The following is a 22,090-nucleotide window of genomic DNA, read 5'->3' on the forward strand; positions in this document are numbered from 1 at the left end:
CTTTTATTGTCCTTGCCCGTAATATGCGTTTTTTCCGTGTTTTCGTAAATAATGTTTGTCTAATATACGCTGCGGCAGCTCTTCAGCCAGCCCGTTTAATTTTTGTGTAAAGAAGTTCATTTTGGATACTTCGTCTAATACGACGCTGTTCATTACCGCCGATTTGGCATCTTTTCCCCACGTAAACGGCCCGTGCCCTTGAAGTAAAATACCAGGAACCGCTAACACATCTAAGCCGCGCTCTTCAAATGTTTCGATAATCACCTTGCCCGTTTCCACTTCATATCCGTCATTCACTTCTTTTTCGGTCAAAAAGCGCGCGCACGGTACGGAACCATAAAAGGTATCGGCATGTGTCGTTCCCATTGCCTGCACATCAAGTCCTGCTTGAGCCCAAATGGTCGCCCACGTTGAATGCGTATGGGCAATACCGCCAATTTGCGGGTAATGTTTATATAGTACGGCATGCGTCAGCGTATCAGATGACGGATTAAGCTCACCTTCTACCACGCGACCTTCTAAATCAACGACTACCATGTCTTGCGCCGTCATTTTCTCGTACGTCACGCCGCTTGGTTTAATCACAAACAAACCGCTGTCTCGGTCAATGGCACTTACATTTCCCCACGTATACTTGACCAGTCCGTGTTTTGGCAAATCGACGTTCGCTTGAAATACTTCTTCTTTTAATTTATCTAGCACACTAACTCCTCCCGTTCTTCGCTGTGGTGCTCTGCAGCTGCTTTTTCAATCACTAGCCCTTTTTTATATCTTTTAATAAATGCTTCAAACCCTTTTACGTCGAGTTCGTCAGGATAAATTTCTTGTGCGGTCACTTCTTTAAAGACTTTATCATCCAAGAAATCTTCTAAACTTTCATTCTCACTTTTATTGAGCATATAAGAAGAAAGAATAGCCATTCCCCACGCGCCTCCTTCTCCTGCTGTGTCCATGATAGAAACAGGCGTGTTGATTGCCGCTGCCATTATTTTCTGGCCAACTACCGGCGTTTTAAATAATCCTCCGTGCGCTAAAATGCTGTGAATCTTTACGTTTTCTTCTTTGACTAAAAGATCCATCCCTATTTTTAAAGCGCCAAAAGCTGTAAAAAGATGTGTACGCATAAAGTTTGCTAGATTAAAATTACTTTTTGCTGAACGGACAAATAACGGACGTCCACTTTCTACTCCGGTAATATTTTCACCTGAGAAATAGCCGTAGCTAAGCAAGCCCCCTCCATCAGGATCAGCTTCTAGCGCTTTATTTAACATCACTTCAAACAATTTATCCGACTCTACTTTTTGTCCCATCGCCTCCGAAAATTCCCGAAACAATCCGAGCCAGGCGTTTAAGTCGCTTGAGCAGTTATTCGCATGAACCATTCCAACTGGACTGCCGTTTGGCGTGGTAACCAAATCAATTTCCGGATAAACGTTTGAAAGCTTTTTATCTAGTACAATCATCGCAAAAACGGATGTTCCTACCGAAACATTTCCCGTGCGTTTTCTTACGCTGTTTGTCGCCACCATTCCCGTTCCCGCATCTCCTTCTGGAGGACAAAACGGAATGCCCGGCTGCAAATTTTTTGATTGATCTAAAATGCTGGCTCCTATCGCTGTTAATGTACCTGCTTGCTCGCCTGAAGTATGAACTGCAGGCAGAATATCTGATAGTTGCCATGGATATCCTTTGTAAGAAATAAGCTCATCAAACTGCTTCATCATATCTTCACTGTAATTTTGCGTGCGTTCATCAATTGGAAACATCCCCGAAGCGTCTCCAATGCCAAGCGCCTTACTGCCTGTCAGCAGCCAGTGAATATAGCCGGCTAGCGTTGTCATGTAATCAATGCGCGGCAGATGTTTTTCTTGATTAATGATTGCCTGATACAGATGCGCAATGCTCCATCGTTCAGGAATATTAAATTGGAAATGTTCAGTTAATTCTTTTGCTGCTGCGCTTGTTGTTGCATTACGCCACGTTCGAAACGGAACTAGCAGCTCACCCGTTTTATCAAACGCCATATATCCGTGCATCATAGCTGAAACGCCGATGGAGCCAACTGTTCGAATGGTGATCCCGTAGCTTCGTTCCACTTCTTGCTTCATTTCACGGTAAGCACTTTGCAGACCTGTAATAATATCGAGTAAGTTGTACGTCCAAAAACCGTCTTCTAAGAGATTTTCCCATTCATAACTGCCTGATGCGATCGTTTCAAAGTTTTCATCGATCAGCACCGCTTTAATACGAGTAGATCCAAGTTCAATTCCAAGGGACGTTTTCCCTTTAGCAATTGCTTGTTTTATGCTTTCTTGAGTTGTTTTCACGTTTAATCTCCTTTCTGATAGCTATAAAAATGCCTATAGCAGTAAGGAAGCGCTTTCCGTTTTATGTAACGCTGTTTGAATTTGTTAACAACTTAAGTATATTTATTTGTACGTACATTTGTCAATATAAAAATTATATATGCACACAAATACTTAAAACATCCTACTATTCCTTTCTTAAACTTTTAAAAAATCGGTATTCAACCCTTAAATCATTTTCCTTTCGATTAAAAATCAAGGAAATCTTTTCATTCATTCACGTTCATGATAAAATATGTCCATACAAATTTTCCACATAAAAAAAGTTGAATGTATACAACTACGAAAGAAGTGAAAACATGAAGCCAAAATATCAGGTGATTATTGAGGATATAAAAAGCAAAATTCTTTCAGGCGATTACAGCATGGGCGAACAAATCCCGACTGAATCGGTCATGCAAGAAACGTATGGTGTCAGCAGACATACGGTTCGAAAAGCCATTTTAGAGCTGTCGAATGAAGGATTTTTAAGAAGCGAAAAAGGATCTGGCACCTATGTAAGCAATCAGTATCAATCCAAATCTAGCGGGGCTTCTGCCAACAAAACAATCGGTGTAATTACCACGTATATTTCCGACTATATTTTCCCTTCTATTATTCGCGGAATTGAAAGCAGGTTAAATAAAGATAATTATTCGCTGCTGCTGGCGAGCACGAATAATGATGTGGAACAAGAAAAAAAAGCGCTGGAAATGATGCTTTCTTACGGAGTAGACGGTCTAATTGTTGAGCCTACAAAAAGCAATTTGTACAATCCAAACATCTCGTATTATTTATCATTTAAAGAACAAGACGTTCCGTTTACAATGATTAACGCCTATTACGAAGAATTGGATGTTCCATTTTTTTGTCTAGACGACGTTCAGTCAAGCTACCTCGCCACAAATGAATTAATTTCAAAAGGACATACACAAATTGGACTCATCGCAAAAATGGATGACCTGCAAGGAAAGTACCGGATGAAAGGCTACATAAAAGCGCTTGGTGAAGCAAAGCTCCGCTTTCAGCCTGAGCATATTTTGTCTTTTAACACCGAAACAAAGCTTGATTTGTATGCTAATTTAAAAGAATTTCTTACTGAAAATCAAGACGAAATGACCGCTCTTGTCTGCTATAACGATGAAGTCGGATTAGAAGTTGTAAATGTATGCAGACAGCTTGGCATTTCCATTCCGGACAAGTTGTCAATTATTGGTCAAGACAATTCGTACATCGCTAAAAATGCAACGATTAATTTAACAACGTTAACCCATCCGCAGGAACAAATGGGACACGACGCGGCGGATTGGATTATTAAAAAGCTGCAGGGCAAAAAAGAGTTGCCAAACGAAACTTACTATCAGCCTGTGCTAATTGAAGGTGAAACGATTAAAGAGTTAAATGCGAAGCGTGATGAAGTTCGTTAAAAGAAGGCTTCTTTAGGGGTCTATAAAACTTCTTATGAGAGAAAGGGATGCACATTATTATGCATCCCTTTCTCTATGTACTGATTCCCTTTATAACGGAGCCTGAATATTGAGATATACTCCTTTTTCTATCCTTTGTTTTGCGTCTTTTATTACTCTTTTAGCGGTAAGTGATAACTGAGATACGGGAGTCGCCCCATCTGAACTAATAACAAGAGGATCAACCCAGCGCATTTTTGTCGTTTGGTGAACATCATAACAAGACGCTGTTCCTTTTTGTACTTTGCTGTTAAAAAGAGCAGATAACATCCCTTCAACGCTGCTATCTCCAGCGTTTTTCAGCAGCCCAATCACATCGTCATCCTGCTTTAAAAAATCTTCGATAGATAAAATATCTTTTTGCAAAGCGAGCTTGATAGTTTCCGTCAGCTGATGATTTCCAAACATATTAAGCGGATTCATAAAAAAGCCAATCACTTCTTTGTAGTAAGCATCTACAAACCACTCTGCCGCTGATAAATTACTGCACGCCATTTGTCCATTAAATACGACAAGCTGATCCAAAAACGCATGCACTTCTTGTAAAGTAATCTCCCCGCATACGTACAAATCCCGCAGCGTATAATCCACGCGGTCAGCGCATAAGTGCGGAGCTTGCTGTTCGAGCAGCGTCCACTGGCTTTCATCGAGTAAGATATCTCGCCAGTTTAAACCGGCGCTTTTTAAAATAGAAGGAATAGACGACTGAGTCACAATTTGTTCGTAAATCATTTCATGATAATTTTCTTCTTTTTGTCCCAAAACATAGTCAATCACATGAGAAAATGCCGTATGTGAAACGTCATGTAATAAAGCCGCTATTTGCTCTTCCAAAGAGCCTCCGAGTCTATTTACAAGCATCATCGCACCAACGGAATGATCATATCGAGTAGTATTCCAGTTTTCATTTACAAACCGGCTCGCTCCGCCTTGGTAAATTCCTTTTAAACGCTGTACAGGATCACTTTGAATGAGTTCTAAAAGAACGCCGTCTGCTTCAAATTTCCCGTACAGCTCATCATAAAGTATGAGCATATTTCTCTCTCCTTTTACTAGCTATTTTGGACTTATTTTAATCTAACTTGAGACATCGCAGGGTTCCATTTGCCTGTAACTAAAAACGACCTCGTCTTACCAGAGGTCGTTTTTTATTATTCACTCGACGCTTTAATTCGATCAAAATACTGCTTTGCAGGAAGCAAACCAAGATTTTTTTCTTTCCGTATATATTTAATAACATCAACGTCTCTTCTGCCATTTCGAATCAAAAGATTGACTTTATTTTCAAAAGTCTCGTCTTTCTCTATTTCTAGCTGCTTCCACTCTTCATCTAAATTACGTTTAGGTGTTTTGAGCAGGAATATCACTAATATAACAAGAACGCTACTTGTGGTGATATAAAGCCAAAGCCAATCGAGAAACCAGCTGTTAATCACATTCACTATGATGAGAATGGTGAAACAAGAGTATAGCCTTGTTTGATACTTATTAGCTTTTTTTGAATCTATTTTATTAAAAAATATCCCCACCGTCAGCCTCCTTTTAGCATTTCATTGGCGCTTTTTTCTATTAATCTCTTTTTGTGCATGAAGCAAATCTATATCATACAAATTACCATTTAACCTAACAAATAGCAATCAAGTTCACCCTATCATACTCTTTATCTCATTGACTACTCATAAAAAATACAGGACTTTTCGCAAAGCCCTGCACGTTTATTTCATATTTAAATAAGGTTAAACATTTTTACGACTTGAGCAACCGCAAACGTAACGCCAATCGCAATCACTGTTGGAATCGCAAAAGCAAGAAACGTCCACTTTGCATTTTTGGTTTCTTTATAAATATTCACAAGCGTCGTTCCGCACGGAAAATGCAGAAGCGAAAACAGCATCATGTTAAGAGCCGTTAGCCACGTCCAGTGGTGATCAAGGAAAATTTGTTTCAGTCGAGTCGCATCTTCAATTTCAATTAATGAACCCGTTGATAAATACGCCATTAGTAAAACTGGTACAACAATTTCATTAGCCGGCAAGCCAATAATAAAAGCAGCTAATATATAGCCGTCTAGTCCCAGCGACTTAGCGAATGGGTCAAGAAACTGAACAAAATGCATTAAAATACTTGTGTCACCGATATAAATATTGGCCAATACCCACGTTAACACCGCTGCGGGTGCTGCAACAATAATCGCGCGTTTTAACACGAACAGCGATTTATCCAGCGTCGCACGCACAATTGTATCTACAAATTTCGGCTTGCGGTAAGGCGGGAGCTCTAGCGTATAGTGTGTTGGTACTCCGCGCAGCGCCGTTTTAGACAGTGCCCATGATACAAACAGCGTCACAACGATTCCAAATAACACTGTTCCGACTACCACAAGCGCCGTTACGAATGTTTTAGCGCTTCCTGTAAAGCCGGTCGCCATAAATAAAGAAGCTAATAAAATCAGCGTAGGCCATCTGCCGTTACACGGAACAAAATTATTCGTTAAAATCGCCATCATACGTTCACGCGGCGATTCAATAATACGAGTCGACATAATCGCCGCGGCGTTACATCCAAACCCCATCGCCATCGTTAGCGACTGCTTGCCGTGTGCGCCTGCTCGTTTGAACAAACGATCCATATTAAACGCTACGCGAGGCAAGTAGCCGTAGTTTTCTAAAAGCGCAAACACCGGGAAAAAGATAGCCATTGGAGGCAGCATGACACTAATGACCCATCCTGTACCTCGAAACAGCCCTAATACAAGAATTCCGTGCAGCCATTCCGGCGCATGAATCGCTTGAAAGAAAGCTGTTAAATACCCTTCGGCCCACCCAAATCCTTGTGCGATTAATCCGGAAGGAACATTTGCGCCGGCTATGGTGATATAAAAGATAATCGATAAAATGCCAAGCATAATTGGAAATCCCCAAATTGGCGAGGTAAAGACTTTATCTAGCTTTTCTGTACGCTGAAGCTTTGAGCGGTCTTGGTACACAACTGATTTTTTACATATTTGCTGTGACGACTGATAAATGCTTGCCACCATATTTGAACGATGATCTTTTTCTTTTGCCAGCTGGGCATAGCGCGTTAATTGTTCCATTGCTAATGAGTTTTCAGGAGTTAACGGATTTCCCATATGCGCTGTTCCTCCTTTCTGTGTGACTGATGTCTTGCTGCTGACGCTGCTGAATCGTTTCTAAAAATGACGTATCTCCATCAAGAACCCGTAAAGCAATCCAGCGCAAAGGAAATTGATTTCCAACAATAGAAGCGACTTGAGGCTCTAGCTCCTTTAGTGACGCTTCAATTTCTTTTGTGTACTGCACCTGGTAAGGGTTAAGCTTTACCTGCCCTCGCACGACTTCTTCAATTGCATCGAGCAAATTCGTAATTCCTTTTTTATTGCGAGCTGATATAGGCACAACCGGTACGCCTAACGATTCAGCGAGCTTTTTTTCGTTAATCACAATTCCTTTTTTCTTTGCTTCATCCATTAAGTTCACGCAAATCACGACGTTTTCAGTCATTTCCATCACTTGCAGCGCTAAATTAAGATTTCGCTCCATGGCCGTTGCATCGACCACTACAACCGTAACGTCAGGTCTTTCAAATAAAATATAGTCACGCGCTACTTCTTCATCTGCCGAATTTGAATAAAGTGAATACGTTCCAGGCAAATCGACAATTGTGTAGAGCTGCTGGTGGTGTTCAAACGTCCCTTCTGCTTTGGCTACCGTTTTTCCCGTCCAGTTTCCCGTGTGCTGCTTAAGACCGGTCAAGCTATTAAATAACGTACTTTTTCCTGTGTTCGGATTTCCTGCTAATGCAATACGATACTTACTCATCGTCATCACCTACTTTTTTTACATAAATTTTTGAGCTCTCTTCTTTTCTGAGACCAATCGTTGTATGACTGACTTGATAAGCAACAGGATCTCCTAACGGGCTTTTTTGAAGCACTTTGATAATTGCTCCTGGAATAAATCCTAAATCTAACAAGCGTCGCTTTAAGGCACCTTCGATTTCGATTCGCTCTAGCTGTACCGTTTCACCTATCGTAAATGTAGACAATGGATAATTATTTACACTAGCCATCTATTTTTCGTCCCTTCTCATTTTTTACCTAAGGTTATATTTTTTTCATTAGACCAACTTTTAAGGTAAAAAAATAGGCCCGTTGATTTTTAATAGGGTATTCTGCTGGTGCAGAAAAATGAACATGTCAGCATAATTTATTTAAAATTTTCAGTTTTTATGTGTCATAATACCAAAAGTTTACCACAGGAAACTTTTTTAGTCTAGGGTAAATAACTGACTTTTTTCTTCTTTCTACTAAAGGCATAAAGTGCGCCGGTCTATTTTATTTAATCATTTAATAAGAGGAATCAAGTCGAAAAATAATTTAGTAAAAACGAATTGATAAAAGTAAAAAACTGTAAAAATATGCTATACTAGTGAATGGGTTTTTTTTGAAAAATAAAGTATCGATTAGCTTTAAAACCTACAAAAATCACTTTAGGGGGCTTTTATGAAAAGGTTCAAAAGAGTTAGCGCAGTTGTTTTAGGTTTGGCTTTGTTATTCTCACCGCTTGCTCCGCAAACAGTTGCAGAAGCAAAAGTTGTGTGGGGGAATCAGGAACTGGTTAAAGGGCAAATAGGACGCGTTACCGTTTTAAAGAACACGAATCTTTACAACATCAAAAACAACAAGTTAGTAGCGGCTAGAAAAGTGACAAAAGGGCAAGTATTCCGCGTGTATTCTGAGTCCAGCAAATTTGGTGGTCTGTATGGGGTATCAAAGGGTACCTATGCTCAAAAGTCATCAAGTATTAAGTATGAAAAAGCGCCTAGTGACAAAATTCAAGCACTAGGAGTAACGGTTACAAAGAAATCTTTAGCAAGCAACATTCGCTATCCGCAGGTATCCGGCCTTATCAATAAACCATTTGAAGCTAGCTATAATCGAAAGTTTTTAAACATTGCGAAAGAAGCACAAAAAGAACACAACGAGCTAAAAGAACAAGAAAAGGAAGACCGCAAAAACGGCTGGGCACCAGGTCCTTATTCTCGTAATATGACATACTCTGTACCTTACAACCAAGATAATATTTTAAGTGTTGCTATTACGAATGATGCGTATGCTGGCGGTGCTCACGGCAACGCTTGGATTGATACTTATAATTACGATTTGTTGAAAGCTCGACAAATTAGCTTAAAAGATATTATTAACAACAACACTAAGTTGAATAAAGTTAATAACTATATTCGTAATGAAATGATTGCTCGCAATAAAAAAGGTGCTCAGTTCTGGGTTAATGAATTTAAGTCTGTAAACTTAAAAGAAGATCAGTTTTACTACACAAGTAGCGGCATTGCCATTATATTTGGTGAGTATGAGTACGGCCCGTATTCTAACGGCATTCATACGTTTAAAATTCCGTCCAGCGTTTATAAATAAGATAATCGTATAAAACAAAAAAGAAGCCTGCGAACCATCAGTTCATAAGCTTCTTTTTCTTTTTTTCTGCAAAATAAGCGGAGCAAAAAAGAAAGGTTATTCCTAATCCCCTTCCCTTTTACCATCATTTTTTTGGATATTGCAGAAAATCAAATTATACAGCCATGGAAGAACTCAGGGCTGCCTACATTACGCTGCTGATAGCCGAGGAAAACTGCTTGTTGAGGTATTTTTATAGTGTTTGAAAAAGAGAAATGGTCAGAACTAACGTCAGCAAGGAGCCTGCGGATGTTAACATCATTATTTTTCGGTTACTCTGATTCTTTTCAGGTTTTAAAAACTCTTGAATTGCTACAAACCAGATAACAAAAGTGATTAAAGAAAGTATCCCCATAGACATACAAGCCTCTCCATTCATATATGTATTTAAATTTTCAACACATCTAATCAACAAACTTTCCAGACCAAGTTACTAAAACAAATGCCACTACTTATCCAATATTAATATAAAATCCCATAACCCTTTAATGCATTGTGTAAAACCACAATAGAAAAAATCGAAAGCGTAATTAGTCATTTACAAAAACATGATGTAGAAATCGAAGAAGGACCCGTCAAACGAACAGGTGCTGTAGGCCCGATCTTTTCTGTTTATGTAAGAGATCCTGATCACAATTTGATTGAATTATCAAATTACGTAGATTAAAGCGTCCTTATTAAAAAAGGCTGTTTTCATAAATATTATTGCTATATCGTAGGAACCCAAAAGAAAACTCGCAATAGAAGTTTGCAAGTTTTCTTTATTATGTAAGGGACCTTGATTCCTATAAAATGCGCCTTTACAATCTAATTAACAACCAAATTGATCGTATCTTCCTGTATTGTATACTGCCCCATTATTTCTCCAATACCAGCAATTAAAAGGGAATCACCAGTTTCCAATGGTTTATCCTTTAATAGGATGAGTAATTTATTTATATTTTTTAATCCATCCGCACAATAGGTAAGAGATGGTTGTTGAATAAAGTATTCTTGGTTATTTATCCTTACTTTTATATAATTTTTATGTAATAACCTGTTCTCAAAAGGGACAATATTCATCGGATCAAAGGATAAAGCAATGATTTCTCCTTCGATAAAAAGATGGGTTCCTATCTGTGCTTCGAATTCATCAAGTTCTTTCTTCCTTGATTCAATTGCAAAATTTACTGCTGCTTCTGTTTCCGGGCTTATTTGAACCTCTTCAATTGCCTGTTTTCGAGGGGCAATATCAAGAAATTTGATTAACTCAAATAGTGTTGTTTTAGTACCAAAAAAACTTTCCTTCCAATCGGGTGACAATTCATCCAGCAACAAACACATAAATAAGCCTGAACTGTAACAGCTCCGCCTTATATTGGAAGTGGATTCAACGGCGTTTATTAGATTTTTTCCATACCTTTCTAAAACTAAATCATTAGCGAGCGAAGATTTTTCTGAAAAAGCCTTTATTTCAACGTACCAGGCAGGTCCTTCAACAGATTCAATTAAGTTTTCATATGTTAGATGCTCTTTTATTCCTTCTGCCCTTCTTTCCCTTAGGCTGATAAACTCGTTCAAATACTGCTTCTTTTTACTGATATCAGTTTCTAACGATGCATTATAAAGATTTTTTCTTTCTCGATTTCGAATGTCTACATTCTCTTTTGTTAAGGGATAGGTTATTCCCAGCATTTCATCAGGGAAACATTTTTCACTCTTTATATACTGATTTCCGTGGAATAATTCGTGGATCAATATTGAAAAAAGCCCTTCATAGTCATCGTACAATTCCATATCAGCAATAGCGGTAGGATAGCCATCAAATAGAATAAGCGTATTTCCCACAAACTGCTCGCCCCGTTTTAAAATTTCATATGATTTAGGAGGAATGTTATTATACCTAGGATGATTGAACAGGATTACACTGTTTTCGTCGTACAATGCATAGGCAACAAGTTCAAAATTTGGCCAATACCTTTCTAAGTTCATGTTAGTTAAGTCCTTGGCAATTTGATTCAGAAAATCATTCATTCTTTTCATCCCCAATTGGTAATTCCCTAAGGAAAGAGAATATTCTTTTTTAGAAAAAAGGGCTTGTTCAACTTGACTGTCCCGTTAGTTGAATAAGGTTACTGTCATTATCCTAATTTTAACATATTTTCTCAATATTTAGTTTGGTGTCTAGGAGAAAAAGAAATGATTAAAAAATTGGACCATTTCGTGTTAACGGTAAAAAAGATTGAAAAAACAACCTTATTAAAAAAAGAGAATGCACGAGGCATTCTCTTTTACATGGCTATATAAGCCCCTTCTGCAACTATAAATTTTACTCTTTAGACTTACCTACCTCTACTTTTTTCGTAAACATTTTCATGTCACCGTCTACCGTCACGTGAGCGGTAATCATATATTCGCCGTCTTCTTTAAACGTATAGTCCGTGCTGTATACACCTTTTCCTTCGTGCGGTGCTTTTGTCATTTCTTGATTGATATAGCCTTCTTTTTCAACTTGGAACTGCACGTCATCGGCGTTTTCCACTTTTTTATCTCCTTGCGTCACAAAGACTTTAAGCTTGACTTGTTCATTTGCTTGAATTGATTCCGGTACTTCAATCGTTCCTTTTACTTCTTTTGAACTTGAATCATTTCCTTTTGAACAGCCTACTATAGCTATCATTAAAACAAATAATACGATGCTGAGTTTTTTCATTATGTTGTTCTCCTTTGTTATGTAAATGTGAAGTCTTCCTGCAATTTCATATTATACTCATTTATCCGGTAAAAAGAGAAAAAATGCTTATTGTCCACATAAAGTTCTTATTTCTACAGTAGCTTTTGCATCTTTTCATTTCTCTACTCGCCCTTCGCTTTATAAAAAAAGCTGAAGAAGCTCATTGCCTTCTCCAGCTTTGCCTTTATCTCTGCGGTTCTTCTAACGTGTACGATGAGAGGGCGTTTTCTACCCATCGTACAAAATCTTTGCTTGCTCCCCAATCAATATTTAATATCCCTTCTGCGCTTCCTGAAGGAATACACTTTACTTTGTTTGGACCGGACACATTTTCTAAAATAATCGTTAGTGATCCTCTGCCGCCGGTGCGGAAAAAATAGCGTTCAAACACAAGCGTACACATCTGCTTACCGTCTCCGAGATCATAATATTCCTTGTATAATAAGTCACTTTCGGAATTATTTGCATTCACAAGCTTTTTTGCTCCATCAAAAGGAAGCAGCGTCGTTTTAAACTCAATTACCTTTTCCATCACTCAAGCCCCTTTCTATCGCAACAGATAGATACTACTTCTGTTTTTATCTTTAAAAAACCTGCCCGTTATCTTTATAAACAATATGGTACAATAGAAAAGAAAAGAAATTGTTTGAACGGAAAAAGGAGCACACAACCTCAATGAATACACGAGATGAACTTATCCAAGATGTGGTTTCAACGATGCGAAACCAAACGAAAAAAATGCAGCTGTCGGTTATTCCCACTTTAAAATCATATATTCCTTTAAATGAATTTTTAGCGCTTCACATGCTGTATAAAGAAGGGAATCATATCGTTTCTGAGATTGCAGAGCATATGCACATCTCAAACAGCAGCATGACGTGCGTCAGCGACCGTCTCATGGAAAGAGAATTTGTCACGCGCGTACGCAGTCAAAAAGACCGCCGCGTTGTCTACTTATCCATTACGGATAAAGGAAAAGCATTTGCAGAAGAAATGGAAAAAGTACTCACCAAAGAATATGGTGAAAAGCTTAGCCATTTTACGGATGAAGAATTACAAACGTTTCTTCGCTTGTTAAATAAAATGGATATCTAATAAAAAACCAGATGCACGCTAAGCAGGCATCTGGTTTTTATTTTGGTTAGTTGTTGTTTACCTTCAAATTAAAGGCGTCTGAAGTTAAATCTTTTGACCAGTCTTTTTCATGATCACTTACATATGGAATAAATCTAAGCATAATAACGTCTTTATCATTCCGGTACTCTCCGTCCATCTCTAGCACCTTGTCTGTTCCTCCTCCACTGCCGCTTTCAGAAAGGTTTCTTCCATTTTGGTCTTTTATGTCTACACCGACATCCGTTCCGCCTCGGATGCTTCCGGTTGACGATGTAAACGTATAGTGCAGCTTAATCGAAACAGGGGATACGCGAACTTCTTTGATGGACAATACGCCTTTTATTCCTTTTTCATTAATCGGAATTTCTTTATTCAACGGATACACTTTTGTATCAGCGATGATTTTTGAGCCGTTTACGCTTGTATGAACCGTCCAATTTCCTTTAATTTCTCCGTAGGAATCCCGGTAGTTCCCGCTTTTCGTCTGAGCAGGATTCTTTTCAAATTCTAGACTTGTGAACTGCGCACTGATTTGATAGTTTTTATTTGGATCAATATGATCTAGTACATTGTAGCCTTCCACATCGATTTTCCCGTCTCCGTCCGTGTCCGCTTGCGTTAGTTTTAAAGCGTACAGATAGTTCCAGCTTCCGTCTTTGTTTTTGATTGGTTCCTCTCTAATACTGGAAGCCGAATCAAAAAACGACATGTTGCCAATTTGCACGCGCAGCTCTCCCGGTCGAATTGATGCGTCTCGGTTAAGCCCTAGTGCAGTTCTTCTAAATTCATCTGCGCTGATCGTTAATCCAAGCAGCACCTGTCCGTCATCCAGCATCAGTTCATTTACTTTTACTTGAATGCCTTGGTCCGTGGCAGTTTCATTTACCGTTTTTTTATAGCCGCTAAAACTGCCTTCAGGTTTGTTCATAAGCAGCTCAATTTGCTGGCCAATTTGCTGACTGATTCGCACAGCCGATGCCCATACCGTTTCGTTTTGCATCATTACAGGCGTCACAGCAAGCAGCAGCACCGCAGCGGCGATCAGCGGACGCGCTTTTTTTCGAGTCGGCTTTATGTCACGTTTTAAGCGTTTTTTCATACGCTTTTTCTCTCTTGCCGTTAGCTCAATTTCTTCATATTCATCAAACTCTACAGAAGATCCATTTAATAAGTCATATTGATTTTTCATCTTTGTCCCTCCTTATTTCTTATTTAAAAATCGCTTTTAACTTTTTGCGTCCGCGCGACAGCCGGTTGTATAAATTGCTGATGGTGGTCTGCTGTTTTTTCGCGATTTGTTTTAGCTCGACTTCCTGTAAGTAATACGCTTTAAACAGCTCACGGTCTCCTTCATTTAAGTGACTTAAAAGTTCTTCTACGTCGCCTGCTTGGACGGCACCTCCTGCTTTTTCATCAAATTCCGCTTCGCCAAGCGCTTCGTGCTGCGTTTTTATGTATTTGCGCTGATAGTCAATGGCTTTGTACTTAGCAACAGCTGCAACCCAATTTTTAAACGTATTTTTCTCCGAATCAAAGCGGTGTATATGATGCCACACCGCTAACAATACGTCGTTTACACACTCTTCTTCGTAGCTTTTCAGCGTGCCTAAATATTTGCGTACAATGGCCGTAATTAACCCTCCGTACTGATCGATTAACAGCTCTAATCCTTTTTCTTTTTTTCGCGTTATACACGCAACAATCCAGTCATCTTCCATGACATTGCTCCTTTCCGCTTGCTTTTACATCTATTAATACGAATTCTTTTTACAAAACCTATCAATCTTCCTAAATTAAATGAAAAATAAGCTTGTTCAGTATTTCTCTCGCTGGTAAAATAAGCTAAAACCTTTGAAGGAGGTCGCTATGATTACCTATCCTTTTCTTATATCCAACCCAACCATCGGCATAACCGCACCTTCTTCTGGTGTACCTCAAGCTCTTCATTCCATGTTTTCTTTATCGTGTGAACGCATGAAACAAAAAGGCTTTTCTGCTATACCGGGAGAAACCGTTTGGACGCAGCATAAAGCAAAATCCGCTTCTCCAAAAAAACGCGCGAATGAGCTTCAAGCCATGATTGCTGATGAAAACATCGATATCATTATTCCTCCTTGGGGAGGCGAGCTGCTGATTGAAATTCTTGAACATCTAGACTTTACAAAATGGACAGCAAAATGGGTGCTTGGCTATTCTGACACCAGCGTTCTTTTGCTGGCTATTACACTTAATACCGGGATTGCAACGGCTCATGGAACCAACTTTGTGGACTTGCGAGGAGAATACTGGGATCCAACGAATGCGATGTGGCAGCAGGTGCTGACGACCCAAAAAGGAGAAAGCGTGGTTCAAGTTTCTTCTGATTGCTATCAAAAAGAATGGCAGCATGACAACCCGTCACCATGCGTGTTTCATTTAACCGAACAAACCGCTTGGAAGCATACAGAGTTAAGCGACGTGCACATCGAAGGGCGTCTTCTCGGAGGATGTATTGACGTGATCAGGCACTTAGTAGGAACTCCTTTTGGAGACGTAAAAACGTTTCGAGAAAAATACATTCCTGCTGAGCCGGTCATTTGGTACTTTGACAACTGTGAACTGACGACCGCTGACCTTCGCCGTTCACTTCTTCAGCTTAAGCTAGCGGGCTGGTTTAATAACTGCTCAGGTATTTTATTCGGCAGAAGCAGCGCTAATAAACCCGTTGATTCCTACACCGCTGAAGATGTGTATCATGACCTTGCCTCTGATTTACATATTCCAGTTATCTATGACATCGACTGCGGCCACCTCCCTCCTCAGCTCACGCTTATTAACGGCGCGTATGCGAGTGTTAACGTAGAGAAGAACAAAGGCACAGTCGTTCAATACTTTACATAAAAAAACAAGAGAACTTTTTTGTTCTCTTGTTTTTTCACATATCCGTCATCAGTAATATAAACGTCCCAAATAAGAAAAAAGTTGCACCAAACCACGAGTGGTAGTGCTCTTTTTGCTTTCTTTCAAACTTCCATTCTTCGAATCCTCGAATTACGTAGAGGAGAAAAAAGAAAAGAAACATAAAAACGGAGGTGTAGGCTGGAGGTATAACGAAGATGAGCATTAAAAACGCAGCAAGCATCACCATTTCAATTGTGACAAACAGCGGACACCTTCCTTTAAAGCTTCTCCAATAACTTTTTTTCATCTTTGTATGCAGCTTTTTTCGCATGACAAGATCCAGAAAGATATAAACAACTGCCAGAATCAGCAAATACACAAGCGTCATTTTCATTCCTCCTTCTGACCTAAAATATCCTTATACTTCCATTTTAAAGAACTTTCCATAAATTTCAAGGCTCTAAAAAACTTTATCCAACTTATTAGTGCAAGCATTCATATATTCAAAAATCGCTAATATATTGACTAATGTACAGGTTAAATTCTCTGTATAAACTCACCTAGAGGGGGACATCAAGTTATGAGAATAAAAGAAGTGAAGCAAGGTGCACTCGCAGCGCTGAAAAACCGCTGGGGATTTGCCGTACTGCTTACGTTCGTTACGTATCTAATTGCTGCTGGTATTCCAGGACTTATTGACTTTTTAATCAACGGATTTCCAAGCGGGTCCGAAACCGAATACTCGCAGTCTACCTTAGCTAATATTGTATCCCTGCTGCTCGTACCGCTCTTTTTCTCTTACTACTGGGTACTATTGCGTCTCGTGCGAGGAGAAAGTGTACGTGTAGGAAATGTGTTTGATTCGTTTTCATCTGCGGGATTATACTTTAGAACCCTCGGACTTTACTTGCTAACGATTATTTATACCGTACTATGGAGTATTTTATTAATCATTCCCGGCATCATCAAAAGTCTTGCCTATTCACAGGCTTACTACGTATTCCGGGATAACCCAGATTATTCGGTCAACCAGTCTATTACTGAAAGCAGACGGTTAATGAACGGCTACAAGTGGACCTACTTTTTACTTGTTTTAAGCTTTATCGGCTGGGGAATTTTAAGTATCATCACGCTTGGCATCGGGTTATTATGGCTCGTTCCGTATGTCACGACTTCGCTTGGCGTATTTTATGAAAAGCTAAAAGCAAATGAAACTGAAGTCGCTGAATAAACGAAAAACCGTATTCGAGTTGCGAATACGGTTTTTTTATGGATAGCTTTACGCTGCCTGGTCTCCTCCATCAGAGGGCTTTAACTTTTGATTCTTTGCTTTTTTATTCACTAAATAAATACTGATAATAATAAGCACCAGCCCTACAAGAAGTGACGACGTAAACGGTTCGTCTAAAAAGAGCGTGCCAATGACAATTGAAATAATCGGAACAAGAAAATTAAAGGACGCCACTTTGCTGGCCTCTCCTTTACTGATTAAATAAAAATAAATGAGCCACGCAACAGCAACGGAAAACAGTGCTAAAAATAAAAGCAGCAGCATAGATGATGAATTCCACACCATATGAGACCATCCTTCCACTCCGCTTCCGGCTGCTGTCATAACCACTCCGCCGATAAGACTTTGAACGGTAATAAGCCAAATGCCATCTACACTGTCGCTAATACGCTTGATATAAACGGTTCCAATCGCCCAGCTCAGTGCCGTAAGGACAGCTAAAAGAATTCCAACGGCTGAAGCATTGGCAGATAATTCTCCCGTGCTGATGGTAGCTACACCTACAAAGCCAAGAAGCAAGCCCCCTATCTTCACAGCGTTCATACTTTCTCCAATCCACAGCCATGCAATGATGCCGATGAGCACCGGCTGCAAGTAGACAATAACGCTGAAGACCCCTGCTGGCATAAACATAAGTCCAATCGTTTGCAGACCGTAGAATAAGATTGAATTAAATAGACCTGACACCATATATTTACGCCAGTTCTGCTTCCAGTGAAGCTGCCTATATCTTGGCAGTGCGACTGCTAATAAAATGATTCCCGCACTTAATGACCGCAGTCCAGATAACAAAATAGGCGATGAATAGCCAAGCGCCAGCTTCGACATCGGCCACGTTAATCCCCAAATCAGTACAAGAGCAGCTAAAAGAATTCCATTAATAAAAGATGATGACTGTTTCATACAACAACCACTCCTACATATATGAATGTAAATGACTCACGCATTCATTCCTCCTTGTATACTACGCTTCTTTTTTGCTCACTTCAATTGCACGCCTTTAATGTACTTCATGGATAGCAGTTATAGTAACTGAGTTTCTTTTATGACAACGTATCTTTCTTCTCTATATGCTCATCCAGAAAAAATAAAGGGCATCGCTAGTGACGATATCACTTTTTATCTATAGCTTTTATACATCCTAAAAGCCCTGAAGCCATTCAGCTGCTGGGTTTCTGCTCCCCTTTTTCATTTAGCTTACATATTTTCTAATAAATCTATGAATCCCCTAAACATTTCTACCTAGATAAATTGTCAGAATTATTACAGAGAAGGTGACAATTCTACTTATATCGCCCTTTAATATTAAAACTATGTTACAAAATGTCGTAATTTGGAATTAGATGTTTACTTTTCCTGTCAGGATTGATAGACTCACAGTTGTGAATAAAACAAGTTATGGAAAGGGAGAAAGAACATGCTAAAGAAAGCAAATCGTACAGTTATGAATATGGGGTTAGCAGCATTACTTGTTCCCGCTGCCCTAACATTTAGCACAACTTCAGCAAGTGCAAATGACGGAGGCGCTGCACCAGCACCCGTACAAGAAAAGGTAACGCCAAGCGTACCTCAACAACAAGCAACTACTACTACTAATCAAAAAGTCATCGTAAACGTGAGTGCGTTAAATATTCGTCAAGGAGCTAGCTTTTCATCTCCAGTCGTTGGAACTGCAGCACAAGGTCAAGAGTTTGCTATTTTAAAAGAAGCAAACGGCTTAGTTGAAATTGCACCAAACAAATGGATTTCAAAAAGCTCAAGCTACGTAACAATTGCATCAGGTAAACCAAGCGCAAGCCAAGTAAAAGGTGTAAGCACATCAACTCCTTCTACTTCTACAGCATCTTCATCTACATCTGCAGCACAAGAAACTAGCACACCAGCACCTGCTCCAACAACAAGCACGGCTTCTGGAAGCACAGTAAATGTTGCACGTAGTTTAGTAGGATCACCTTACCAATGGGCAGGAAACACACCAAGCGGATTTGACTGCTCAGGCTTTATCGCATACGTGTTCAACCATAGCGGTCACAGCATTTCACGTACAAGCGTAGCCAACTACTGGAATATGGCGACAAAAATTTCGTCTCCACAACCAGGAGATCTAGTATTCTTCCAAAACACATACACAAGCGGCCCATCTCACATGGGAATCTACATCGGAAACGGCCAAATGATTCATGCTGGTTCACACGGTGTAGCTGTAGCTGACCTAGATGTTTCTTATTATCAAGATCATTTCTTAGGATACGGACGCTTCTAAGAAAAAAATGCCCTCTAATCGTTAGATACGTTCTAACGATTAGAGGGCATTTACTTTTTATCGCTGCGCGACGGAAAGCGCCTTTTCAATGCGCGTTTGAAATTTATGCTTCCAGTCTTCAGCTAGCTCAGCCACTTCTAAAGCCCGCTTCATCCCTTCTACATCTTTTGGATGATGGAAATATAAATCAAGCGTAAACCAAACGGATACTTGGTTTGGATGAGCTTCAATCAATTTCACTTCTGCATCTTGCGTAATCGTACCTTCTTTCAGCACGCGGCAAAGATAGCCAGTATAGCTTGTCTCAATCATTCGTTTTAGAATTCCTTTAACGCCCGTTCGCTTTGTAATCGTGTCGCATGGATTTCGTCCTTGTGTTACTTGAATAATGGCGTCTCCTACTTGATAAACGTCTCCAATGCATACTTCTTTTTCAAGCATGCCTGCTACAACAAGATTTTCTCCAAACGCAGACATGGGGAGCTCCGTATCAAACTCTTCGTTCCATTTCTTATAGTGCTCATATGAATATACGCACACCGCACGATCCGGACCGCCGTGATACTTTAAGTTCGCTACGCCGTCGCCTTGGAATCCTTCTTTTGCTAAAAACGTTTCGTCTACTTGCTTCTTGCGTATGCCTGTACGTATTTCTTTGCCGGGACTGTATGCCATTTGTTCAGGCATGCCGGTTGCTAAATGAATTATTTTACGTTGATTCATTCGTATCTCTCCCTTCCCCGTTTCCCCTTACTAATTACGTCATATTTTACCACATTTTAAAGATGGATCTCTTATTTTTCATATATTCCACTAAAATCTTGGCAATATCATGAAAGTTTAAAAAATATTTCACAATTATATTAAAAATATCTTCATTTCCTCTTTTTCTTTTGTTCGAAATGATTTAAGATAGTAGAGGCTGTCGAAATATAAGTTATTATGTCAGTTCTGCATGTTTTTTTACATATTAGCACATAGTAAATATTATTTTACAATTACGTCATTTTTTACAATGGCCTAAAAAATTTTGCCCATTTTTACTAAAACTAGCGTGAAAGTCCTGATTTTTATATAAAATAGAGGCCGATTTACATAGTCATTTCTATGCACGTCCCTCTTTTATAAATATAGAATACATGTAAGGAGAAAAGTAAATGTCAATTTTAATGGGAATTATCGGGATTGTAATTGTCTTAGCAATTGCATTCCTCATGTCAAACGACAGGAAACTTATCAACTATAAAGGCATCGCAGTTATGCTTGTCATCCAGCTTGCTATCTCTGCTTTTATGATGAATACATCGATTGGTCGCAAGGTGCTTGACTTTATCACAAGTGTATTTACAAAGATCTTATCATTTGGTAACGACGGAATTTCGTTCGTGTTTGGAGATCTTGCAGGAAAAGGCATTTTCTTTATCCAGACGTTAGTTATGATTGTATTCGTTTCAGCATTATTAAGTATTTTAAACTACTCTCGTATTTTACCCTTTGGGATCAAATATATTGGAGGACTTGTTTCAAAAATTACCGGACTTCCCCAAATTGAAAGCTTCACAGCCGTGAATGCGATGATCTTTGGTGATACAACGGCGCTAATTGCGGTGAAAAACCACATCGGAGGTTTAACACCAAACCGTTTATTTATCGTTACAACAACATCTTTAGTATCCGTTTCTTGTTCAATTCTTGGCGCATACATGCAGATGATTCCGGCGGAATACGTATTAATTGCCCTTCCGCTAAACGTATTCTCTGGCTTAATCGTTTCTTCTATCGTTGCACCAGTAAAAGTAGAAGATGAAAACGAAGTCGATATCAAAGCGCCTGCTAAGCAAGGCACGCTGTTTGAAGCAATCGGTGACGGTGCCCTAGACGGCGGACGCGTTGCGTTAATCGTAGCAGCTATGCTTGTAACGTACGTTGGTCTTTTAGCATTAGTGAACTACGTATTAAACGGCGTAATTGGATTAACCGTTCAAGATATTTTAGGCTATATCTTCTACCCAATTGCCTTTATCATGGGTATTCCGGCAGATGAACTAATGAGAGCCGGCGGCGTAATGGGAACAAAAGTAGTAGCAAACGAATTCGTTGCCATGCTTGACTTCCAAAAAATGATGCCTCACCTTTCTGAAAAAACGGTTGGGATCGTATCAGCTTACTTAATCTCATTTGCCAACTTCAGCTCAATTGGTATCGTTCTTGGTACGATCCAAGCAATCAACGGCGAACAAGCTTCACGCGTTGCGAAGTTTGGCTTGAAGATGCTGTTAGTAGCGACAATGGGATCGATTTTAACAGGTATTATGGTTGGATTGTTTATTTAATGAAAAAGCACTCACTTTTAGTGAGTGCTTTTTTGTTGGGGGTGGTTCTTTTTGGGTTATATCTGGAGCGTTTCTACAATGTTGAAATTTATTAAATATCTCTGTTGACATACTCCGAGTTATCAGCACTATTATCAAATGCTTTTTATCTTCATTCTAATAACATTTAAATTAGTTTTACATAATGGATTA

General features: G+C 39.3%; 23 protein-coding genes and 1 pseudogene. 8 read left to right on the plus strand and 16 right to left on the minus strand.

The genetic code is table 11. From position 1 onward, the window contains the following. Positions 1-3: 3 nt before the first annotated feature. Both POF52_RS15670 and POF52_RS15675 read right to left on the minus strand, forming a co-directional pair. On the minus strand, positions 4-702 hold the full coding sequence (locus POF52_RS15670; protein ID WP_013084234.1) for an L-ribulose-5-phosphate 4-epimerase: 699 nt from the start codon (positions 700-702) through the stop codon (positions 4-6). Further along, positions 696-2,327 carry a xylulokinase gene (locus tag POF52_RS15675; protein WP_271993367.1) on the minus strand — a complete coding sequence of 544 codons (1,632 nt, stop codon included), beginning with the start codon at positions 2,325-2,327 and terminating at the stop codon, positions 696-698. Before POF52_RS15675 ends, POF52_RS15670 begins: the two co-directional genes overlap by 7 nt. A gap of 338 nt (positions 2,328-2,665) precedes the next feature. Between POF52_RS15675 and POF52_RS15680 the strand changes: the two genes are divergently transcribed. After that, positions 2,666-3,772, plus strand: coding sequence for a GntR family transcriptional regulator (locus POF52_RS15680; RefSeq protein ID WP_271993368.1), 1,107 nt, complete (start codon positions 2,666-2,668; stop codon positions 3,770-3,772). Positions 3,773-3,862: 90 nt separating this feature from the next. On the opposite strand, the gene POF52_RS15685 is transcribed toward POF52_RS15680, so the two are convergent. The 5 genes from POF52_RS15685 to POF52_RS15705 form a co-directional block, all read right to left on the minus strand. After that, the gene (locus POF52_RS15685; RefSeq protein ID WP_271993369.1) at positions 3,863-4,846 is read right to left on the minus strand and encodes an HD domain-containing protein; all 984 of its coding nucleotides are present in this window, start codon (positions 4,844-4,846) and stop codon (positions 3,863-3,865) included. A gap of 116 nt (positions 4,847-4,962) precedes the next feature. Further along, complete coding sequence (locus POF52_RS15690; protein WP_271993370.1) at positions 4,963-5,340, minus strand: hypothetical protein; 378 nt, start codon at positions 5,338-5,340, stop codon at positions 4,963-4,965. Between the two features lie 197 nt (positions 5,341-5,537). Then, positions 5,538-6,905, minus strand: a complete 1,368-nt coding sequence (locus POF52_RS15695) for a nucleoside recognition domain-containing protein (protein WP_442956644.1) — start codon at positions 6,903-6,905, stop codon at positions 5,538-5,540. 13 nt (positions 6,906-6,918) lie between these two features. Next, positions 6,919-7,650 (minus strand): FeoB small GTPase domain-containing protein, encoded by a 732-nt coding sequence (locus POF52_RS15700; RefSeq protein WP_176584433.1) that lies wholly within the window; start codon positions 7,648-7,650, stop codon positions 6,919-6,921. Continuing rightward, complete coding sequence (locus POF52_RS15705; RefSeq protein ID WP_271993372.1) at positions 7,643-7,900, minus strand: FeoA family protein; 258 nt, start codon at positions 7,898-7,900, stop codon at positions 7,643-7,645. Before POF52_RS15705 ends, POF52_RS15700 begins: the two co-directional genes overlap by 8 nt. Before the next feature lie 433 nt (positions 7,901-8,333). Here POF52_RS15705 and POF52_RS15710 point away from each other — a divergent pair, with 433 nt between their 5' ends. Further along, the gene (locus tag POF52_RS15710) at positions 8,334-9,263 is read left to right on the plus strand and encodes a DUF3298 and DUF4163 domain-containing protein (protein ID WP_176584434.1); all 930 of its coding nucleotides are present in this window, start codon (positions 8,334-8,336) and stop codon (positions 9,261-9,263) included. Between the two features lie 232 nt (positions 9,264-9,495). Here the strand turns inward: POF52_RS15710 and POF52_RS15715 are convergent, their stop codons facing one another. After that, the gene (locus POF52_RS15715; protein WP_013058248.1) at positions 9,496-9,663 is read right to left on the minus strand and encodes a hypothetical protein; all 168 of its coding nucleotides are present in this window, start codon (positions 9,661-9,663) and stop codon (positions 9,496-9,498) included. Positions 9,664-9,795: 132 nt separating this feature from the next. Here POF52_RS15715 and POF52_RS15720 point away from each other — a divergent pair. Then, positions 9,796-9,969: pseudogene (locus POF52_RS15720) on the plus strand (VOC family protein); the annotation flags it as partial. A 140-nt stretch (positions 9,970-10,109) separates the two neighbouring features. Here the strand turns inward: POF52_RS15720 and POF52_RS15725 are convergent. The 3 genes from POF52_RS15725 to POF52_RS15735 all read right to left on the minus strand — a co-directional run bounded on the left by POF52_RS15725 (position 10,110) and on the right by POF52_RS15735 (position 12,547). After that, positions 10,110-11,315 (minus strand): hypothetical protein, encoded by a 1,206-nt coding sequence (locus POF52_RS15725; protein WP_271993373.1) that lies wholly within the window; start codon positions 11,313-11,315, stop codon positions 10,110-10,112. A gap of 295 nt (positions 11,316-11,610) precedes the next feature. Next, complete coding sequence (locus POF52_RS15730) at positions 11,611-11,994, minus strand: FixH family protein (RefSeq protein ID WP_097822971.1); 384 nt, start codon at positions 11,992-11,994, stop codon at positions 11,611-11,613. Positions 11,995-12,199: 205 nt separating this feature from the next. Next, entirely contained in the window at positions 12,200-12,547 is a 348-nt protein-coding gene (locus POF52_RS15735; protein ID WP_028409537.1) for a DUF6054 family protein, read from the minus strand. A 143-nt stretch (positions 12,548-12,690) separates the two neighbouring features. Between POF52_RS15735 and POF52_RS15740 the strand changes: the two genes are divergently transcribed. Then, the gene (locus POF52_RS15740; protein WP_176584437.1) at positions 12,691-13,110 is read left to right on the plus strand and encodes a MarR family winged helix-turn-helix transcriptional regulator; all 420 of its coding nucleotides are present in this window, start codon (positions 12,691-12,693) and stop codon (positions 13,108-13,110) included. 46 nt (positions 13,111-13,156) lie between these two features. On the opposite strand, the gene POF52_RS15745 is transcribed toward POF52_RS15740, so the two are convergent. After that, a complete protein-coding gene (locus tag POF52_RS15745; RefSeq protein WP_271993374.1) occupies positions 13,157-14,320 on the minus strand; it encodes a DUF4179 domain-containing protein in 1,164 nt (387 codons plus the stop codon). A 19-nt stretch (positions 14,321-14,339) separates the two neighbouring features. Then, entirely contained in the window at positions 14,340-14,849 is a 510-nt protein-coding gene (locus tag POF52_RS15750) for a sigma-70 family RNA polymerase sigma factor (protein WP_271993375.1), read from the minus strand. A gap of 148 nt (positions 14,850-14,997) precedes the next feature. Here POF52_RS15750 and POF52_RS15755 point away from each other — a divergent pair, with 148 nt between their 5' ends. Beyond that, complete coding sequence (locus POF52_RS15755) at positions 14,998-16,011, plus strand: S66 family peptidase (protein ID WP_271993376.1); 1,014 nt, start codon at positions 14,998-15,000, stop codon at positions 16,009-16,011. Positions 16,012-16,045: 34 nt separating this feature from the next. On the opposite strand, the gene POF52_RS15760 is transcribed toward POF52_RS15755, so the two are convergent. Beyond that, entirely contained in the window at positions 16,046-16,399 is a 354-nt protein-coding gene (locus tag POF52_RS15760) for a DUF4181 domain-containing protein (RefSeq protein WP_271993377.1), read from the minus strand. Between the two features lie 192 nt (positions 16,400-16,591). Here POF52_RS15760 and POF52_RS15765 point away from each other — a divergent pair, with 192 nt between their 5' ends. Then, positions 16,592-17,242: a DUF975 family protein gene (locus POF52_RS15765; protein ID WP_013058258.1), complete on the plus strand. Its 651-nt coding sequence runs from the start codon at positions 16,592-16,594 to the stop codon at positions 17,240-17,242. Between the two features lie 48 nt (positions 17,243-17,290). On the opposite strand, the gene POF52_RS15770 is transcribed toward POF52_RS15765, so the two are convergent. Then, entirely contained in the window at positions 17,291-18,205 is a 915-nt protein-coding gene (locus tag POF52_RS15770; protein WP_271993378.1) for a DMT family transporter, read from the minus strand. A 514-nt stretch (positions 18,206-18,719) separates the two neighbouring features. Here POF52_RS15770 and POF52_RS15775 point away from each other — a divergent pair. Next, on the plus strand, positions 18,720-19,565 hold the full coding sequence (locus POF52_RS15775) for a C40 family peptidase (RefSeq protein ID WP_271993379.1): 846 nt from the start codon (positions 18,720-18,722) through the stop codon (positions 19,563-19,565). 57 nt (positions 19,566-19,622) lie between these two features. On the opposite strand, the gene POF52_RS15780 is transcribed toward POF52_RS15775, so the two are convergent. Beyond that, on the minus strand, positions 19,623-20,288 hold the full coding sequence (locus POF52_RS15780) for an MOSC domain-containing protein (protein ID WP_176584444.1): 666 nt from the start codon (positions 20,286-20,288) through the stop codon (positions 19,623-19,625). A 434-nt stretch (positions 20,289-20,722) separates the two neighbouring features. On the opposite strand from POF52_RS15780, the gene POF52_RS15785 reads away from it, so the two are divergent. After that, positions 20,723-21,898, plus strand: coding sequence for a NupC/NupG family nucleoside CNT transporter (locus POF52_RS15785; RefSeq protein ID WP_271993380.1), 1,176 nt, complete (start codon positions 20,723-20,725; stop codon positions 21,896-21,898). Positions 21,899-22,090 lie beyond the last annotated feature (192 nt).

The organism is Priestia sp. AB, from assembly GCF_028369225.1.
GTDB classification, from domain to species: Bacteria; Bacillota; Bacilli; order Bacillales; family Bacillaceae_H; genus Priestia; species Priestia megaterium.

Excerpts from the sequence above, each read along its gene's own strand:
- POF52_RS15680 (WP_271993368.1), top strand. The coding sequence starts at position 2,666 with ATGAAGCCAAAATATCAGGTGATTATTGAGGATATAAAAAGCAAAATT.
- POF52_RS15685 (WP_271993369.1), bottom strand. The coding sequence starts at position 4,846 with ATGCTCATACTTTATGATGAGCTGTACGGGAAATTTGAAGCAGACGGC.
- POF52_RS15695 (WP_442956644.1), bottom strand. The coding sequence starts at position 6,905 with ATGGAACAATTAACGCGCTATGCCCAGCTGGCAAAAGAAAAAGATCAT.
- POF52_RS15700 (WP_176584433.1), bottom strand. The coding sequence starts at position 7,650 with ATGAGTAAGTATCGTATTGCATTAGCAGGAAATCCGAACACAGGAAAA.
- POF52_RS15705 (WP_271993372.1), bottom strand. The coding sequence starts at position 7,900 with ATGGCTAGTGTAAATAATTATCCATTGTCTACATTTACGATAGGTGAA.
- POF52_RS15710 (WP_176584434.1), top strand. The coding sequence starts at position 8,334 with ATGAAAAGGTTCAAAAGAGTTAGCGCAGTTGTTTTAGGTTTGGCTTTG.
- POF52_RS15715 (WP_013058248.1), bottom strand. The coding sequence starts at position 9,663 with ATGTCTATGGGGATACTTTCTTTAATCACTTTTGTTATCTGGTTTGTA.
- POF52_RS15725 (WP_271993373.1), bottom strand. The coding sequence starts at position 11,315 with ATGAATGATTTTCTGAATCAAATTGCCAAGGACTTAACTAACATGAAC.
- POF52_RS15730 (WP_097822971.1), bottom strand. The coding sequence starts at position 11,994 with ATGAAAAAACTCAGCATCGTATTATTTGTTTTAATGATAGCTATAGTA.
- POF52_RS15735 (WP_028409537.1), bottom strand. The coding sequence starts at position 12,547 with ATGGAAAAGGTAATTGAGTTTAAAACGACGCTGCTTCCTTTTGATGGA.
- POF52_RS15740 (WP_176584437.1), top strand. The coding sequence starts at position 12,691 with ATGAATACACGAGATGAACTTATCCAAGATGTGGTTTCAACGATGCGA.
- POF52_RS15745 (WP_271993374.1), bottom strand. The coding sequence starts at position 14,320 with ATGAAAAATCAATATGACTTATTAAATGGATCTTCTGTAGAGTTTGAT.
- POF52_RS15750 (WP_271993375.1), bottom strand. The coding sequence starts at position 14,849 with ATGGAAGATGACTGGATTGTTGCGTGTATAACGCGAAAAAAAGAAAAA.
- POF52_RS15755 (WP_271993376.1), top strand. The coding sequence starts at position 14,998 with ATGATTACCTATCCTTTTCTTATATCCAACCCAACCATCGGCATAACC.
- POF52_RS15760 (WP_271993377.1), bottom strand. The coding sequence starts at position 16,399 with ATGACGCTTGTGTATTTGCTGATTCTGGCAGTTGTTTATATCTTTCTG.
- POF52_RS15765 (WP_013058258.1), top strand. The coding sequence starts at position 16,592 with ATGAGAATAAAAGAAGTGAAGCAAGGTGCACTCGCAGCGCTGAAAAAC.
- POF52_RS15770 (WP_271993378.1), bottom strand. The coding sequence starts at position 18,205 with ATGAAACAGTCATCATCTTTTATTAATGGAATTCTTTTAGCTGCTCTT.
- POF52_RS15775 (WP_271993379.1), top strand. The coding sequence starts at position 18,720 with ATGCTAAAGAAAGCAAATCGTACAGTTATGAATATGGGGTTAGCAGCA.
- POF52_RS15780 (WP_176584444.1), bottom strand. The coding sequence starts at position 20,288 with ATGAATCAACGTAAAATAATTCATTTAGCAACCGGCATGCCTGAACAA.
- POF52_RS15785 (WP_271993380.1), top strand. The coding sequence starts at position 20,723 with ATGTCAATTTTAATGGGAATTATCGGGATTGTAATTGTCTTAGCAATT.